The following is an 18,213-nucleotide window of genomic DNA, read 5'->3' as shown; positions in this document are numbered from 1 at the left end:
CATGTCTAATTTTTATTCTATTTTACATTTTAGCTTTTAATAATTGCCTAATTAGAATCCTTAGCGCCGCGGGTTTGATCGGTTTATGTAATACTTTGTAATGCTCAAATTCACCCTCTTGTAGCTTATCAGGATCGACTTCTCCGGTTAATAATACTGATTCAATATCTTGTTTTTGTTGCGCTATTTTAATTAAATCAAGCCCATTTTTAGCACCCGGTAAGCGGTAATCTGAGATAATTAAAGCAAACTGTTGTTTTTCTAATGCTTTAATTGCCTGTTCACTACTTTCTGCACAATGGACAACATATCCCCAGTTTTCTAATAACATAGAAAGCGCTGAAAGAATGCTTTTATCATCATCAATCAGCAGAATGTCTTGTTTTTTTGCCTGCATAGAAGGTTTTGATACAGGCAGTTTAGGCGGTTCTGTGCCTTTTTTATTGTGATAGAAAAACAACTTCCTTTTTCCGAAGTTTTTACTTTAATGCTTGTATTCAACAGGTGCGCTTTACGTTGTGATAAGGCTAAACCCAAGCCTAAACCTAAACCTTTGGCTTTATTATGATTGGGATTTTTTGAGTAATATAATTCATCAAACAATGAATTTAGGTGCTCATTATTGATAGCGACACCTTTATTCCAAATTTGGATGTGTATGGCCTGCGGATTTAGGTGACGAGCAGTTAATAATACGGTGGTGCCTTTTTCCTGTGTACCATGTATAAAGGCATTATCTATTAAGTGATCAATGATGTCGCAAAGTAATTTGCTATCGGTAAAGATAACCGCTTTTACTAATCTCACCTTTAAAAGCATCGATTTTGATTCTGCGATTTTAGTATGTTTTTTGATTACATTAGAAAAGCAACTATCAATAGGAATGTTTTTTTCATTGATAGGCAAGGATTTTGAATCAAGTATTGCTAACTCTAATAAAGAAGATAACCAACGGTCTAATTGATTTGATGATGCTAATAAATTGTCAATTAGCACGGAGTGTTTAGATCCTTCAATTTGCTTTTCAAGAAGGTGGGTATATAGCGCTAAACTACTTAAAGGTTGACGGATATCATGAATAATACTTTTTAAATAGGCTGAATTTTGCTGATTGAAGGTTGGCTTTTGAGGTGTTTTTACTAAGCTTTTTTTGTTTAAATTGGCGTTAATTTTAATATGAGAAGAGAGAGTTAAAAAAATTAATACTAATAAAAGGAACAAATTAACCGTTAAAACCAATCCGCTGGTTTGTCCTACAATGGCGCTAAAAACATAACTCAGAACAACAATAAAGTTGTTTGCGATTAATAATTGAAAATTATAAGAAAGAATATAAGTATAAAAAAGTGGTAATAGCAGTGAGAAATATAAAAAACTATTACGTGAAACTTCTGTCTCAAAATGACCGTTTATAGTGATAAACAAGGTACTGAATAAGGTAAGTACAGGCAATAAAAAAACACTGTGTCTATTTTTATTCTCGATTAAACAATGTATTAAATAAACGCATAAAAAAATAGCTGTTATTGGAATAAATAAGGGTAGATTAAACATTGCTGGTGGCGAAAAAGCACTATAACTTTGTATTGTGCCAAGTGCATAGAAAAATAGGAAAGCACTAAGTATTACGATGTTATAAACTCGTAGAGACTGCCACCTTTTGAATAATACATATTTATTGTTGTGTATATCGCTCATGCGCTCTGTTTACATCAATCATAATTGGTAGATTATAACACTACTGCAGAAGCTGACAAAAAAAGGCAAAAAAAGCCTAACAAAGTTAGGCATGCCTTTAAAATATTTTGCAATGCTACAAATTGATTATAAACATTCAATTCATTTTAGGCATCAAAAGTGGGTTTACTACTTTGTCTCAATTCCTTAAGACAAGCTCATATTGCACTATCTTGATCTTTAAAGTAACTACCTACCCGGGTAGTTTTTTATTCTTTATGTTTAAAAAAGCAAATGTAACACTCATTTTGTGACTTACATTGCTAAAATACATAAGGTTTTTATTTGCTATTTAGCGGATATTTAACTTTTGGATAAATGATCTTGAATAGACTGTAAGGCTAATGAATAACCTCTAGCTCCTAACCCGCAGATGACACCAACCGCTTTGTCAGAAAGAAAAGAATGATGACGAAAGCTTTCACGTGCATGCACGTTAGAAAGGTGTACTTCAATAAAAGGGATATTAACACCAAGCAAAGCATCTCTAATAGCAACACTGGTATGGGTGAAGGTCTGCTGGGTTAATAATAATAAAATCAACCTTATTAAAGGACTCGTGGATTTTTTCGATTAGTTCGTATTCGCGGTTGCTTTGTAGGTGATTAAGCTCAATACCTAATGCAAGGGCTTCTTGGGAAAGTGATTCAATAATGTCTGCTAATGTTTGTTTGCCGTATACTTCAGGTTCGCGTTGTCCCAGTAAATTTAAATTTGGCCCGTTTAAAACTAACACGTTTATTTTTTTGCATAAAAAAGACTCCTAAATCAAGATATTTAGGAGTCTAACTGCTTGTGAATTGCCTGGCTAGTTTTCTCTGTTTATCTAGCTAAAAAGACGAGGGTTAACTCTCACTTCTTAATAGAAAATATTACAGTAAAAATTTAAAGTTCGGCATTTTCTTTTATCAGTTGATCTACAACACTTGGGTCCGCTAATGTTGAAATATCTCCCAATTGATCACTTTCACCGGTTGCTATTTTACGTAAAATTCGACGCATTATCTTACCTGAGCGTGTTTTAGGTAACCCCTCTGCCCAATGTAAAATATCAGGTGTTGCGATAGGACCGATTTCTTTTCGTACCCATTGTTTTACTTCTGCGTATAATTCAGGTGAGGAGTATTCACCTGCATTTAAGGTCACATAGGCATAGATACCTTGGCCTTTGATTTCATGAGGTACACCAACAACTGTCGCTTCTGAAATTTTAGGATGCGAAACTAAAGCACTTTCTATCTCCGCTGTTCCCATTCGATGACCTGACACATTTAATACATCATCAACACGACCAGTTATCCAATAATAGCCATCTTCATCACGACGAGCACCATCACCAGTACAGTACATGTTATGGAATGTAGAGAAATAAGTTTGTTCAAAACGCTCATGATTGTTAAACAGTGTACGCATTTGTCCTGGCCAACTATCAAGCATGACAAGGTTACCTTCAACTGCGCCTTCTAATATCTCTCCTTCATTATCAACCAATGCAGGTTGCACACCAAAGAATGGACGAGTGGCAGAGCCAGGTTTAAGATCTGTTGCACCTGGTAATGGCGTGATTAAAATGCCTCCAGTTTCTGTTTGCCACCATGTATCAACGATTGGGCAAGATTGATTGCCAATTTTGTCGTAGTACCAACGCCATGCTTCTGGATTAATTGGCTCACCTACCGAACCTAAAATTCGCAGAGATTGGCGAGAAGTACCTTGGATCGCATCATCGCCTTTTGCCATTAATGCACGAATCGCAGTAGGCGCAGTATAAAGTAATGTTACATTATGCTTATCAACGACTTCGCTCATACGTGAGGTTGTTGGGTAAGTGGGAACACCCTCAAATAAAAGAGTGGTGGCACCGTTGGCAAGTGGTCCATAAACTAGGTAGCTATGTCCAGTGATCCAGCCTACATCGGCAGTACACCAGTAAATGTCTCCTTCCTGATAATCAAAAACATACTTAAAGGTCATTGTTGCATAAACAAGGTAACCACCTGTTGTATGCAAAACGCCTTTTGGTGTACCGGTAGAGCCAGATGTATAAAGAATAAATAATGGATCTTCTGCATTCATTGCAGTTGGTGGACATTCTTCTGATTGTGGTTCAGTGATGCTTTCCCAGTCGATATCACGCTCATCAAACCAAGCGACATCATTGCCTGTATTTTTAAATACGATCACCTTTTCAACACATTCTGTGCCTTTTTTTGTTAAGGCTTCATCTACATTCGCTTTCAGTGGAACGGGGCGACCTCCACGACGGCCTTGGTCTGCGGTAACAACAATTTTTGACTTACTGTCAATAATTCGCCCTGCAATTGCTTCCGGTGAGAAACCACCAAATACAATAGAGTGAACTGCACCAATACGCGTACAAGCTAGCATTGCGATGGCCGCTTCTGGTGTCATAGGCATGTATAAACAAACAACATCACCTTTTTTTACACCCTGTGATTTTAATGCGTTTGAAAATTTACAAACACGTTTATATAGCTCGTTATAAGTGATGCTTTGGTCTTGATCTGGTGAGTCACCTTCCCATAGGATAGCGACTTGATCACCTTTTGTTGCTAAGTGGCGATCGATACAGTTGGCAGAAACATTCAACTCTCCATCTTCAAACCATTTAATATCAATGTTGCCTGGTGCATAAGAGGTGTTTTTAACTTTAGTATAAGGTTTTATCCAATCTAAAATTTTACCTTTTTCCCCCAGAAGGCTTCAGGGTCATTGATTGATGCGGCGTAGTCTGTCAGGTATTGCTCATTCGTTAATAGGCTTTTTTCAGCAAGCTCTGCTGAAACAGGGTAAATGTTATTTCCAGTCATGATTAAATTAACTCCACATAATTAAAGAGACAAACACTTCACTGCATTTAAATGCTAGAGGCTGTTTGATATTTAGCAAACAGTCTAAAACAGCAAAAAAATAAATTGTGAAGTGGCTAAAGCTTGTTAAATAAATGTTAATAAAAAGAGCATGTAAAATTGTTTTTGCGATCAACATCAATAAAAATAAAATTGTTTGTTTTTTGTACGATAAATTTCAAGGTATGTTATGAGTGTTATTTTAATTTGTCTTTTATTTGACTAATATTGACTGAGAAATAGGCATGTTTGAGTTTGAGGGTAAATGTTTTAATTCGCTAAATGGGATTTTGTTATGTTACCTGTTGTACAGCATAGTATTAGACGAAGATTGCAAGGTTTTGCTGTGTTAACTTCTGTTATTTTGCTTAGTCTTGCTAGTATTGTTTTCACTGCTCACATGGCTTCTTTACAACTAATTGATAACCAAATAATGGCTAATTACTATCGTAATAGTGAAGCCTTTGCAAATGCGGAATCGGGTATTAACTTTGTTCTTGCACAACTAGATGATTCCTTAATTGCTCAATCTATGTTAATTAATTTACCTTTTTATTATGTCGATATAAGTCATCACTACAGTGTGACAGTCGAAGAAATAAAAGTTGGTAAATTAAAAATAACTTCAATCGGCACTTCCATGGATGACAGTGCAACACGTGAAATCTCCGTTAAAGCTGACTTTTATCTTAACTACCCCACACCTGAAGCGGCACTTTCTGCTAATGGTAAATTGAATTTAGATGCGACAGCCATTGTTAATGATGGATGCGAAGGGCTTGGAAGTGATGCTTGTATCAGTGCAGGAAGCATCGCAGAAAAAATGCTTGTCAGCAATCCAAACCTTGAAAGTGAAAGTTCAGATAATCCCTGTCAATCTGGTGAAGAGGGGAGCCAATTTTCCGATGCAGTATTAAAGGGCGAAAGTCCAGTGCAATTAATAAATAAAATAACCACCGAAGAGGGGATTGAGCAATTTGATTGGGGAAAAATATTAATTTCTGATGGTTCAGAAATAGGAGGCGTTTCTACTGATACTGAAATACAAGCAGACTCATTATTTGAAGTGACCTTAGGTTTTGAATTGAACCAAGTTAATCTTGATAATCTGTGGAATCATGTTGCCAGCTTTGACATGACCAGTGGTGGAGATTGTTCAGATATGTTGCAAACTATATCTGAAGATGATGTCATTATTTATATAAAGGGGGATTGTCATATTAATCAGTATTACGCAGTACAAAGTAATACATCTGATAATCAACTATTTACCATTGGCTCAACGGAACATCCCAAATTAATATTAATGGAAGGAGGTACTTTTGTTACTTCCGCTGATATTGAAACCTCTGTCATTGGTATGTTGTATTTATTGCCCAGCACACATGACAGTGTTGATCAACAAGGTAATGTGCAATATGGTGATAATGGCTTGGCGATACAGATTGCAGATGCAACAAGTATCGATATGGCAGGAATTAATGTTGATGGTGCGTTATTAAGTGAATACGACTGTTCCTATGATGATGCTCAACAAAATGAAAATAATCAAAATCAAACAACCTTCTCCGCTCGTTTTAATAAAAGGGTTTTAAATCAACTCTATTCTCAAATGGGAATTGCTAGCACTGGTAGTGGTTATCGACTTTCTCCTGGTACTTGGAAAGATTTTTGATGGGGGATTGCCGTTCTAGTTTTCGTTACTGTTCAGGTTTTTCTTTAATCGAAATATTAGTTTCATTATTCATCGTGTGCATTGTAGCGGTAAATATTTCGGGTTTGCAAAAAATGATCGGAGACCAAAGCCGAGATAATATTTCTCATCTCACTGTGGTTAAATTAGTCGCTAAAAATTTTGAACAAATAAAACAGAATAAAGAAATACAAGACATTGTTAATCTGAACGGGAGCACATCAAGCTATTCGCAGGCTGGCACTACCTTCTTATTAAAGTGGGATGTTGGTTTGGTTTCGGGAGCTTCCATAACCTCATCAATTAGGGATGTTCATATTGAAGTAACTTGGCCTGATGCAAAAGGTGAGATTCAAACTTTTGTTTATTCAGAATTAATTTCTTTAATGATGTTATTAAAAGGAGTCGGTGATGATGAAGGTGGGGGATTTTCCTATCAGATCCCGAATTTATTAAATACTAATGAAATTGGATACTTTGACTCAAAAATGGAATATAAAATAGATGCTTATGTGATTTATAATAGCCAGTTATTTCAAGCCACAGAGGGACATAACTCAATAGCAGATCAACAGAATAATCTCGTTGCACCAATGAGTTTAGATGGAATAGTGTCAGATGGATGGTTACACCTAGGACAAATAGATGATCCGCAATTAGCAACACTGTTTGTAAAGTAAATAAAAAAGTAAAAGGCTTCGCTTTGGTATGCTATTGTATCGATAAATACTAATGCAAAGAGTTATTTTCATGATAGGTAGTCAAGTCAATATCCTTACACAGGCAAAAAGTTATTTGTCTTCAGCGACTTCTGCTCAATATACAGAAGTAGTTGCACCATTATTTATGAGCTCAGCGGGTGCTCATATGCGTCATATATTAGATCATTATATTGCCATTATGAACGGGCTAGAAATTGGCTTGGTTGATTATGATAAACGTAGTCGAGGTGGCTCTGTAGAAACAGATATAGATGTCGCATTACAACAAATTGCAAAAATAGAATCGTTTTTATTATCACTTACCGATGAGTTATTAGCGAAAAGCTTTTTATTATCAACGGAAGTTTCGATAGAAAAGAAACAGGTTGAAACTATCCCAACAACCTTAGCAAGGGAACTTATCTTTGTTTCAAGCCATGCTATTCATCATTTTGCAATGATTGAACAAATTTCAAAAGCACAAAAAATAACAACTCCTAAAGAATTTGGGATTGCGCCGGCAACGGCGACATTCTTACGAAGTAATAGCGACTCAAACGCTAGGAAAGAAAAATGTGCACGTTAACTTACCGGTTAACTGAATCGGGTTATGAGTTGTTCTTTAACCGTGATGAACAAAGAAGCCGTGCCCAAGCTCTTCATCCAATTGTTGATCCTGATCTTAATGCTATTTATCCGATTGACCCAATAGGAAAAGGTACTTGGCTTGCGGTGCATCAAAGTGGTTTATCACTCGCCTTATTAAATTTTTATCAGGCTCAACAAAAGTCCCCAACTAGAACTTTTAATAGCCGTGGCGAAATTATTTTATCATTATTAAAAAATACGGGTAATGTACTTGAGTTGATAAATAGCCTTTCTTTAAAAGATTACCAGCCATTTCAGTTATGTGTATTTCTGCCAAATACTTCATCAGTGAATAATAAAATATATTGTTTTCAGTGGGATGGTATAAATTTAACAAAAGTAGATAAAAACTTACCTATTACCTCTTCAGGTGTGCAATATGATCGCGTTTATGAAGCACGAAAATTAGCATTCCAACAACTTGTTGAAGATGAAAAATCAGATACAGATACTTTTCTGAAATATCATCAATTTCAACAAGAAAATGGCATGTTATCAGTCAAAATGTCACGAGAAGATGCACAAACAGTGAGTTTTAGTCATATAACTGTGGGTCAAAAACAAACCAATGATATCGTTTTTAATTATGTTGATTACTTAAATGATCAACAAAAAACACGTTTAATGACACGTAAACTTTAAGCATCATTTACTTTTTAATATCATATTAATAAGTGAATGATGATTTATCTTGTTAATCGTCATCGCCTCTAGTTTTACACTCCATTTCATTGACTCATTTTCAAAAATTATTAAATATTGTTAGAAGAATCATTATTCTGCTTTTGGGAATAAGGAAATATCTTGTTTTTAATGATAGACAAGTAGAAACTATTGAAATTTATACTGATAATAAATTACAAAAGCTCTAGGAGAAGGGATCGTGAGTGTTTCTTGGTTATTTGCAAAAAGTTGGTCGTGCGTTAATGGTACCAGTTGCTGTTTTACCTGCAATTGCTATTTTAATGGGAATTGGTTATTGGATTGACCCTAATGGCTGGGGTGGAGATTCTGCCTTAGTCGCTTTTTTAATTAAAGCCGGCAGCGCCGTGATTGATAATATGCCAGTTTTATTTGCAGTTGGTGTTGCCTATGGTTTATCTAAAGATAAAGATGGTGTCACGCACTTTCAGGGTTAGTTGGTTTTTTAGTGGTGACAACTTTGCTTTCACCAAGTGCCGTTGCTCAAATTGAAAGTATTCCCGTGAGTGAAGTTTCCTCTGCCTTTAATAAAATTAACAATCAATTTATCGGCATTATTGTTGGCATTATTGCGACTGAACTTTATAACAAGTTCTCTGATGTTGAATTACATCATGCTCTCGCATTTTTCTCCGGGCGTCGATTAGTGCCGATTATCGTTTCTATAGTCATGATTATCGTATCATTTATATTAATGCTTGTTTGGCCAATCATCTTCACTGGATTACAGTCCTTTGGGGAGAATATTTCTGAACTTGGTGAATTTGGCGCTGGTATTTATGCTTTCTTTAATCGCTTATTAATTCCAGTGGGGCTCCATCATGCATTAAATTCAGTGTTTTGGTTTGATGTCGCAGGTATTAATGATATCCCTAATTTTTTAAGTGGCCAGGCTGGCATTGATGCGGGTACAGCAATCATTGGTAAAACAGGCATGTATCAAGCTGGATTCTTCCCTATTATGATGTTTGGTTTACCAGGTGCCGCACTTGCTATTTACACTGCGGCTTTACCTGATCAGAAGGAGAAAGTTGCTTCTATTATGCTTGTACTGCTTTGTCATCTTTTTTTACTGGGGTGACTGAACCCCTTGAGTTTTCATTCATGTTTGTTGCGCCCTTACTTTATATTATCCATGCATTATTAACAGGAATTTCAGTTTTCCTTGTCGCTAATATGGAGTGGATGGCAGGTTTTGGTTTCTCTGCGGGCTTAGTGGATATGGTCTTATCGTCACGAAATCCGTTGGCCAAACAATGGTATATGTTAATTTTTCAAGGACTTGCATTTTTTGCTGTTTATTACTTTGTGTTTTTAGCCTTAATTAAGGGCTTTGACCTAAAAACACCCGGTAGAGAAGCGATACAAAGCCAACCTAGGAAAAGAAATGCAACCAAAAAAGTCACTGAGGAGTTAGCACAACAATATATTGTTGCACTAGGTGGAGCAGTGAATCTGGAATCTGTAGATGCCTGTATTACTCGATTGAGAGTTACCTTAAAAAATCGTAATTTAATAAATGAAGCCACTTTAAAAAGTATTGGTGCGATGGGAGTAGTTAAGCTTGGAGAGCATAACCTGCAAGTTATCATTGGTCCGCAGGCAGAAACCATTGCCGAAGGTATAAAAGCATTAAAATAAATACAATAAACTATTCGTCTTTGTAGTGTTCTAAAAAAGCATTCTTGTTATGAGGGTGCTTTTTTTTATGACTATTTGCCTTTTCACTTGAGCTTAGGGGCGGAATATTAGATGATTGCCTTCTATATTTTAGTAACTGCTCAGGTCGTCGCTATTTAAGACTATTTAATGGTTGTAAAGTGCTCAATTATATTAATAAACAGTGCTTTTCTGCCTTGAACTAAACATAAATAGCTTAGCCCTAAGCATTTACTGCTTAACTAACTAATAGTCACTTCATTTCAAGGTGTACCTATTAGTCACATATTTTTTTATTATTTTTTAGAGGTAAGCAATGACTCAGGTAGACACTCGCCCAAGCAATTTCATTCGTAATATTATTGATGACGATCTGAAAACGGGCAAACATCAGTCTATCCAGACACGCTTTCCACCTGAACCAAATGGTTACTTACATATTGGGCATGCAAAATCTATTTGCTTGAACTTTGGCATTGCTAAAGATTATGAAAATGCGACCTGTAATCTTCGTTTTGATGATACTAACCCTGTTAAAGAAGATGTAGATTATGTGCATGCTATTGCCAAAGACGTAGCTTGGTTAGGTTTTGAATGGCAGGGGGATATACGTTATTCATCGGATTATTTTGAGCAGATTTATAATTATGCTGTGGAACTGATTGAAAACGATAAAGCCTATGTTTGTGAATTAAATGCAGAACAAACACGTGAATATCGCGGCACATTAACCTGTCCAGGTAAAGACAGTCCTTTCAGATCACGCCCTGTAGCTGAAAGTTTAGATTTATTTAAACGTATGCGAGCCGGCGAGTTCTCTGAAGGTTCAATGATGCTTCGTGCAAAAATTGATATGGCTTCACCTAATATGAAAATGCGTGATCCGGTTATTTATCGAATTCGTTTTGCACATCATCATCAAACAGGCGATAAATGGTGCATTTATCCAATGTATGATTTCACTCATTGTATTTCTGATGCCATCGAAGGCGTGACTCATAGTTTATGTACCTTAGAGTTTGAAGATCATCGCCCTTTGTATGATTGGGTATTGGCAAATATTTCAATTGCGCCGAAACCTCGTCAAATAGAGTTTTCACGCCTAAATTTGCAATATACTTTAACGTCAAAACGAAAGTTAAATGCATTGATTGAAGATAAGTTAGTCTCTGGTTGGGATGATCCACGTATGCCAACTATTTCAGGTATGCGTCGTCGTGGTTATCCGGCGACTGCATTACGTGAATTTTCAAAACGTATCGGTGTAACTAAACAAGAAAATACCGTTGAGCTTGCTTCTTTAGAGGCCTGTGTGCGTGAAGATCTCGAAGCAAATGGTCCGCGAGCAATGGCAGTATTAGATCCTATTAAAGTAATTATTACTAATTATGATGAAGATAAAAGTGAGTCCTTAACGGCGCCTGTTCATCCTAAAGATGAAACTATGGGAACACGATCTTTACCATTTTCTAGAGAGCTTTATATTGATCGTGCTGATTTTAAAGAAGTGGGAAACAAGCATTATAAACGTCTTAAATTAAATCAAGAAGTTCGTTTGCGTAATGCCTACGTGATCCGTGCAGATGATTTTAAAACAGATGATGCGGGAAATATTACTGAGGTTTATTGTACTTACGATGCCGGTACCTTAGGTAAAAACCCTGAAGATGGACGTAAAGTAAAAGGCGTGATCCATTGGGTGGATGCTAAAATTAATAAAACTGCAGAGTTCCGAGTTTATGATCGTTTGTTCTTAGTTGATAATCCAGGTGCAGAAAGTGATGTAAACAGCGTACTAAATCCTGATTCATTAATACTTAAACATGGCTATGTGGAAACTAATTTAGCTGAAGCTGTTGCAGAAAAAGCATATCAATTTGAACGAGAAGGCTACTTCTGTACCGATAATAAGGATTCAACAGCAGAACATTTAGTCTTTAATCGCACTGTTGCATTACGAGCGACCTTTTAATAGGGGTTAAATAGCTATAGTACAGCTTCAACCTAGACTGATTTTAAGTGTAGGTTGAAGTTATGTTCGTTAACTATTTCTTTTCTCTATTATTACCCATCTTTTAAAAAATAAGTAAGTGTTAAAACTCTTTTTATAGAGAAATAAATGGTTCTATTTTTTCTAAAGTACCTTTACCAATCCCCTTCACATTAATAAGTTCATCAGTACTGTTAAATTTCCCATAATTGTTACGATAATCAACAATTGCCTGAGCTTTACTAGGGCCAATTCCTTTAATCATAGAAAGCTCTTCAGTCGCTCGCCTGATTGATATGTATTTTTTCTGTAATTGGCACTGAGTTCATCGTCATTTTATCGCTCATGGCTTTTTCATCGCTCATGGCTACTACAGTCTTGTCAGCTGCTAAAGGCCTGAATACTTGTAGATAGTATAAGTAAAGAGGTGATGATCATTAGATAACGGGTTAATATTTTTAACATGATATTTCCTTATAACAATGAGTGTGACAAAATAATCTATATTAAGTGATTTTAAAGTCAAATAATGAGTTGTTTGTAAATTAAAAAATCAATCATTGGTCACTTATCGGTCATATTTTGCTTGGAAAGTGGATGTTGATGGTAAAATGCAGTTGATAATTATTCTGATTTTATTAACTGTTTTTACCTATTAATAGATTACTATTTCACATTTGTACGATAAATTATTTTTACAATAAATATGTTAATAACTACTATCGTTTAAGCTACTTAAAATGTTGACTTAGAATAAAAACGTGAATCTTTATAGTGCGAAAGAATATTTTCAAAGGGTACTTTTGATTAATGTTAAATTAAAGATCTTAATTTTTTATTTTTATCACTAAAGTTAGTGCTTCTATTTTGCTTTGATTAATAAAAATTGAGATATTTATCTATTAATTATCATCTAAATCATATTATTAGGCTTGCTTGAATTTAAGCTTTGTGCGAATATTTGTAAACGCAAGGTTGATTGTTTTTTATGGTGATCATTAAAATTTGATATTTAGTTGTTTTTGTTGTTTTTTCTCTAGTTTGAGGAATTAAAGCGATAAACAAAAGTGATGTAATTATCCTGTTAGTTAATTGTTTTATCGATTATTTTACTAATTGTTTTTTCTGATAATTATATATAAAAAATAAACCTTTCATACTTGAGTTATTTTTATTAAAGTTTTAATCTAAGTTGTGCTATTTTTAATAGAGCTAATTTAATAGTGCTGTTAGTGGTTCGGCGGATAGATTAGAACATTTGGGGATTAGCATTATATATTGGGTGCTAATGCTTTTTTAATAAGATGACTTTATTGCAATTTTTAACGGCTACTCTCCAAGACGTTAAGTTTAGGGATAAACGTGAAGAGTTGTAAATTTTAATCAAAGGAAAATTGTAATGAAAAAAGTACAAAATGGTTTTACATTAATTGAATTGTTAATCGTTATTGCGATTATCGGTATTTTAGCGACGGTTGCATTGCCTGCTTATCAGACTTATACAGACAGAGCGAAATTTTCAGAGGTTATTTTAGCGGCAACAGGGTATAAAACACCTATAGAGTTGGCTGTTCAAGTTAATGGCATAACAGCAGTAGCTAGTTTAGCTCCTGGGACATATGGCATTCCTGCAGATAATAATGCAGGTGTTATTAATAGTGATTATGTAACTACAGCAACAGTTGCTAGCGGTAAAATCACTGTAACTAGTTCACTTGGCTCTACTGCAACTTACGAATTAACACCAACTATTTCAAATGGTACTGTTAATTGGTCACAAGGTGGTACTTGTCTAGCTCAAGGTTTGTGCAGTGCCGGCAACTAATGGCATCTCATAATATTAGTGGCCTAGCATCGAGCTTGGCCACTCGTGGTTTACTACCCTTCGATGAACTTCAAAAAATAACCTCTGCCGCGGCTAATGAAAAAAAATCATTGGTTAGTTATTTGGTGGAAAATAATTTTATTGCTAGCCTTACCTTAGCTGAATTCTGTGAAGCTGAATATGGTATTCCTCTATTAGATTCTGAAACACTGGAATTGGATAATATTCCTGAAAAGTATATGAATCAGAAATTAATAGAAAAACATCATGTTTTACCTGTCTACGTACAACAAAAACTCTTTATATTGCTATGTCTGATCCCACTAATGTGGGCGCCTTAGAAGATTTTGGTTTTAGTTTTTCAATGCACACTGAAGCCTTATTGGTAGAGGAGCAGTTTTTAAAGGAAGCCATTGATAAATTACTGGAAAGTGATGAAGAAACCCTTGAAGCTATGGACATGGGGGATTTCGATGATATCGAGGTGGATGAATCTGATTCACGTTTAGATGAAACCCAGGGTGTTGATGATGATGCGCCTATTGTAAAATATATCAATGGTATTTTAGTTGATGCGGTACGTAAAGGCGCTTCAGATTTACACTTTGAACCCTATGAAAAAAATATCGAGTCCGTTTTCGTATCGATGGTATTTTAAAAGAAGTTGCAACCCCTCCGGTTAATCTTGCAAATCGATTTTCTGCGCGTTTAAAGGTCATGTCAAAATTAGACATAGCCGAAGCGTCGTTTACCTCAGGATGGGCGGATAAAGCTTAAAATTTCTAATAAACGAAGTATAGATTTACGTGTCAGTACCTTACCCACTATGTGGGGCGAAAAGATCGTAATGCGTATTCTAGACTCTTCCGCTAGCACGCTCTAGATATTGATAAACTTGGTTATAGCAATGAACAGAAAGAAAAATATTTAGGCGCCTTAGAAAAACCCCAGGGTATGATTTTAATCACGGGCCCGACGGGTAGTGGTAAAACAGTTTCGCTTTATACTGGGTTAAATATTCTTAATACTTCTGAACGTAATATCTCAACGGCGGAAGACCCGGTTGAAATTAACTTAACCGGTATTAATCAAGTACAAATTAATGTTAAAGCGGGGCTGACCTTTGCTTCAGCATTACGCTCATTTTTACGTCAAGACCCTGATATTGTTATGGTTGGGGAGATTCGTGATTTAGAAACCGCTGAAATTGGCATTAAAGTCGCACAAACAGGGCATTTGGTACTATCAACTTTACACACAAACTCTGCGACTGAAACCTTAACGCGATTATTAAACATGGGCGTACCAGCCTTTAATATCGCCTCTTCAGTTTCTCTTATTATAGCTCAACGTCTAGCGCGCCGTTTATGTAATGAATGCAAGGTGCCTGATACTTATACCGATGCAGAACTAAAAACAATTGGTTTTAATGCCGCTGATATTGAAAAAGGCTTTACTCTTTACAAACCCGTAGGTTGTAAAATGTGTAGTGATGGTTATAAGGGACGAGTGGGTATCTATGAAGTAATGGCTATGACTGATAATATCGGCCATATTATTTTAAATGATGGCAATGCAATGCAAATCGCCAGTGTTGCTGAGGCAGAGGGGATGTATACACTACGTCAATCTGCCTTACAAAAGGCTATCGAAGGAATTACCAGCTTGAAAGAGGTCACAAGGGTAACATAATTACTTTTCTGTGATGGCTTATTTTTGTCAATCTGGGTATAAATATAGGTATATAAATTAATCACTTATCTGAAATACTTCCTTTTAATTAAAAGCTGGTGAATCATATTGATTATTGAAATGCAAAACCAAGGAATGCATTATGGCGACAAAGAAAAAAGTTAAAGCGACCGTCATTGATACCTATAAATGGAAGGGTATAAACCGTAAAGGTAAAAAAGTTTCTGGTGAATTACAAGCTGAATCTGCAAACTGAAATTAAAGCAGAATTGCGCAAGCAAGGTGTAAATGTTACTAAAACACAGAAAAAAGCTAAACCTCTTTTTCTTTTGGAAATAAGATTACTGCAATGGATATTGCCATAGTTTCGCGTCAAATCGCCACTATGTTAGGTGCCGGAGTACCTTTAGTTCAAAGCCTACAAATGATAGCAAAGGGTAATGAAAAGCCGCCTTTACGCGAATTAATGAGCTCTATTGCTAATGAAGTGGCCTCTGGTACGCCATTATCACAAACCCTACGTGGTCACCCTAAATATTTTGATGATCTGTATTGTGACCTAGTAGATGCTGGAGAACAATCAGGTGCCTTAGAAACTATCTACGACCGTATTTCTATTTATAAAGAAAAATCAGAGTCTTTAAAGTCTAAAATTAAAAAAGCGATGTTTTATCCTGCCGCTGTTTTAGTTGTTGCTGGCGTGGTAACCATGTTATTGCTCTTATTTGTCATACCACAATTTCAGGATATTTTTGAGGGCTTTGGTGCGGAGTTACCCGCTTTCACTTTATTTGTATTAGCTATCTCAGATGCGGTTCAGTCCTACTGGTATATTATTTTAGGTATTGTCATGTTAGCAGTATTTCTGTTTAAAAAAGCACATCTGAAATCGCAAAAAGTACGAAATAATACCGATAAATTTATTTTAAAAATCCCTGTTATTAGTACTATTTTAGATAAAGTCGCCGTTGCACGTTTTGCGCGAACACTGTCTACGACTTTTGTCGCTGGTATTCCTCTGGTTGATGCATTAATTTCCGCCGCTGGTGCTTCGGGTAATTATGTTTACCGAACGGCCATCAATACGGTGCGAACGGAGGTGATGGGAGGCATGCAAATGAATGTCGCTATGAAAACAACCGGTGCTTTTCCTGATATGGTCGGGCAAATGGTAATGATTGGTGAAGAGTCTGGTGATTTAGATGGCATGTTAAGTAAAGTTGCTGATATTTATGAGCAACAGGTTGATGATGCTGTAGATGCTTTAACAAGCCTATTAGAGCCAATGATCATGGTGGTATTAGGTGTGGTTGTTGGTGGTTTGATTGTCGCCATGTATTTACCAATATTCCAATTAGGTAGTGTTATTGGCTAGTTTTTCTAATAGTTAACCTCAGCTCTGGATAATGGAAGCGAAATAATATTAAATTTCAATAGCTTAAAAAATATGTAATACAGTGCTGTTAGTTTTGCGTAGTTCAAGGCGAATTATCGAAGCAATAACGGGTTATTGGGAGATGATTTAACTCAGAAATACGCGTAAATAACGGTACTGTATCGTTTTGCTTATCCAGAACTGAGGTTAGTTAGTATTTAAACCATAAACTATTCAAGCAAATCTATTCAAAGGCAAATATCGTTAAATTGGTATTTGCCTTTTTCTTTCTCTTTTTTTCTTTTTCTTTTAAGGTTTCTCTATGACGGCTATTGTTTTTGTATTGATGATTATTGTGCTTGGTTTTTTATGTGGTCAGATTTTATATCGCCGTTTACCAGAGCATTCTTATCAAATCCAAAGCATTGCTATTTTTATTGCTATGCGCATTACTATTCCACTTTCTGTGCTATTGGCTATTTGGCAATTAAATATTCAAAGCTGGCATTTAGCCTGGTTACCAATCATAGGAACAAGCTTTTTATTGCTAGGATTTGTGATCGGTTGGTTAGTTTCTAAGTGTTATCGATTACCTTCCCTACAACATGCTGTAGTTGCTCCTGCAGGTAGTTTTACAAACTTAGGGGCGATAGGGGCATTAGTGGTATTTGTGTATCTTGGTGAAAGTGGATTTGCGCTGATTCCTTTGTTTAAGCTGTTTGAAGAAGTGGTTTATTTTGGTTTTTTATTTCCCTATGCACAAAGTTATTCACAATTAACGCAGTTGAAAAAGCGCCGATGGTGGCAGGATCCTATTTTAAAAACTATGTTCGTGGTATTGCTTATTGGTGGCTTACTAAACCAAACAGGAATAATTCGTCCTGTTTGGTTTGAATCATTAACCTCGATACTTGTCCCTATTGGTACCTTTAGTTTAATGGTATCAGTTGGTTTAGTATTTAGGTTCAAATCAGTTTTACAGCATTGGCGAGTTGCTCTGACATTAGCATTATGCAAACAAATTATATTACCTATTATTGTTTTTTGTTTGGTGATGATTATCGGACAAGCTGATTTATATAACGGCTTATTTTTACAGGTCGCCGTTTTGTTAGCGGCAATGCCAATGGCTTTTATTGTTATTATGCCAGCAACTATTTATAAATTAGACCAAAATTTAGCTAATGCTTGTTGGATCATTAGTTCTTTGGTTTTCTTAGTTATGTTGCCATTTATACCTAATATCCTTAATTGGATTAGCTAAATTAGTTAACCTCAGTTTTGGATAATGGAAGCGAAATAACGGTACAGCATCCTTTTG

Annotated in this window: 11 protein-coding genes and 5 pseudogenes; 11 read left to right on the top strand and 5 right to left on the bottom strand. The window is 35.7% G+C overall.

The window, feature by feature from the left end:
- Positions 1-22: 22 nt before the first annotated feature.
- The 4 genes and pseudogenes from ACLKMH_RS23130 to acs form a co-directional block, all read right to left on the bottom strand.
- Positions 23-397 (bottom strand): response regulator, encoded by a 375-nt coding sequence (locus ACLKMH_RS23130; protein ID WP_413700125.1) that lies wholly within the window; start codon positions 395-397, stop codon positions 23-25.
- Positions 367-1,698, bottom strand: a complete 1,332-nt coding sequence (locus tag ACLKMH_RS23125) for a sensor histidine kinase (RefSeq protein WP_413700124.1) — start codon at positions 1,696-1,698, stop codon at positions 367-369. The genes ACLKMH_RS23130 and ACLKMH_RS23125 overlap by 31 nt, the downstream gene beginning before the upstream one ends.
- A 342-nt stretch (positions 1,699-2,040) precedes the next feature.
- Positions 2,041-2,479 (bottom strand): annotated as a pseudogene (gene aroQ / locus ACLKMH_RS23120) (type II 3-dehydroquinate dehydratase).
- A 143-nt stretch (positions 2,480-2,622) separates the two neighbouring features.
- A pseudogene (gene acs, locus ACLKMH_RS23115) lies at positions 2,623-4,568 on the bottom strand (acetate--CoA ligase).
- A gap of 334 nt (positions 4,569-4,902) precedes the next feature.
- On the opposite strand from acs, the gene ACLKMH_RS23110 reads away from it, so the two are divergent.
- The 7 genes and pseudogenes from ACLKMH_RS23110 to glnS all read left to right on the top strand — a co-directional run bounded on the left by ACLKMH_RS23110 (position 4,903) and on the right by glnS (position 11,982).
- Entirely contained in the window at positions 4,903-6,282 is a 1,380-nt protein-coding gene (locus ACLKMH_RS23110; RefSeq protein WP_413700123.1) for a hypothetical protein, read from the top strand.
- Positions 6,282-6,980, top strand: coding sequence for a type IV pilus modification PilV family protein (locus tag ACLKMH_RS23105; RefSeq protein ID WP_413700122.1), 699 nt, complete (start codon positions 6,282-6,284; stop codon positions 6,978-6,980). Before ACLKMH_RS23110 ends, ACLKMH_RS23105 begins: the two co-directional genes overlap by 1 nt.
- 70 nt (positions 6,981-7,050) lie before the next feature.
- The gene (locus tag ACLKMH_RS23100; protein WP_413700121.1) at positions 7,051-7,587 is read left to right on the top strand and encodes a hypothetical protein; all 537 of its coding nucleotides are present in this window, start codon (positions 7,051-7,053) and stop codon (positions 7,585-7,587) included.
- On the top strand, positions 7,575-8,291 hold the full coding sequence (locus ACLKMH_RS23095) for an NRDE family protein (protein ID WP_413700120.1): 717 nt from the start codon (positions 7,575-7,577) through the stop codon (positions 8,289-8,291). Before ACLKMH_RS23100 ends, ACLKMH_RS23095 begins: the two co-directional genes overlap by 13 nt.
- A gap of 284 nt (positions 8,292-8,575) precedes the next feature.
- A pseudogene (locus ACLKMH_RS23090) lies at positions 8,576-9,443 on the top strand (PTS transporter subunit EIIC); the annotation flags it as partial.
- 12 nt (positions 9,444-9,455) lie between these two features.
- On the top strand, positions 9,456-9,992 hold the full coding sequence (locus ACLKMH_RS23085; RefSeq protein ID WP_413702451.1) for a glucose PTS transporter subunit EIIB: 537 nt from the start codon (positions 9,456-9,458) through the stop codon (positions 9,990-9,992).
- A 334-nt stretch (positions 9,993-10,326) separates the two neighbouring features.
- Positions 10,327-11,982 (top strand): glutamine--tRNA ligase, encoded by a 1,656-nt coding sequence (gene glnS / locus ACLKMH_RS23080; RefSeq protein WP_413700119.1) that lies wholly within the window; start codon positions 10,327-10,329, stop codon positions 11,980-11,982.
- A 133-nt stretch (positions 11,983-12,115) separates the two neighbouring features.
- Here glnS and ACLKMH_RS23075 read toward each other — a convergent pair whose 3' ends face one another.
- Positions 12,116-12,265, bottom strand: a complete 150-nt coding sequence (locus ACLKMH_RS23075; protein WP_413700118.1) for a ComEA family DNA-binding protein — start codon at positions 12,263-12,265, stop codon at positions 12,116-12,118.
- 1,134 nt (positions 12,266-13,399) lie between these two features.
- Here ACLKMH_RS23075 and ACLKMH_RS23070 point away from each other — a divergent pair.
- The 4 genes and pseudogenes from ACLKMH_RS23070 to ACLKMH_RS23055 all read left to right on the top strand — a co-directional run bounded on the left by ACLKMH_RS23070 (position 13,400) and on the right by ACLKMH_RS23055 (position 18,156).
- The gene (locus tag ACLKMH_RS23070) at positions 13,400-13,825 is read left to right on the top strand and encodes a pilin (protein ID WP_413700117.1); all 426 of its coding nucleotides are present in this window, start codon (positions 13,400-13,402) and stop codon (positions 13,823-13,825) included.
- Positions 13,825-15,517, top strand: a pseudogene (gene pilB / locus ACLKMH_RS23065) (type IV-A pilus assembly ATPase PilB). The gene ACLKMH_RS23070 and the pseudogene pilB overlap by 1 nt, the downstream one beginning before the upstream one ends.
- A 142-nt stretch (positions 15,518-15,659) precedes the next feature.
- Positions 15,660-16,892 (top strand): annotated as a pseudogene (locus tag ACLKMH_RS23060) (type II secretion system F family protein).
- A 322-nt stretch (positions 16,893-17,214) separates the two neighbouring features.
- Positions 17,215-18,156, top strand: coding sequence for an AEC family transporter (locus ACLKMH_RS23055; RefSeq protein WP_413700116.1), 942 nt, complete (start codon positions 17,215-17,217; stop codon positions 18,154-18,156).
- The last annotated feature ends 57 nt before the right edge of the window (positions 18,157-18,213 follow it).

Source organism: Psychromonas sp. KJ10-10 (assembly GCF_047323245.1).
In the GTDB taxonomy this organism is placed as follows: domain Bacteria; phylum Pseudomonadota; class Gammaproteobacteria; order Enterobacterales; family Psychromonadaceae; genus Psychromonas.
This window is presented reverse-complemented; position numbering and strand designations above follow the sequence as displayed.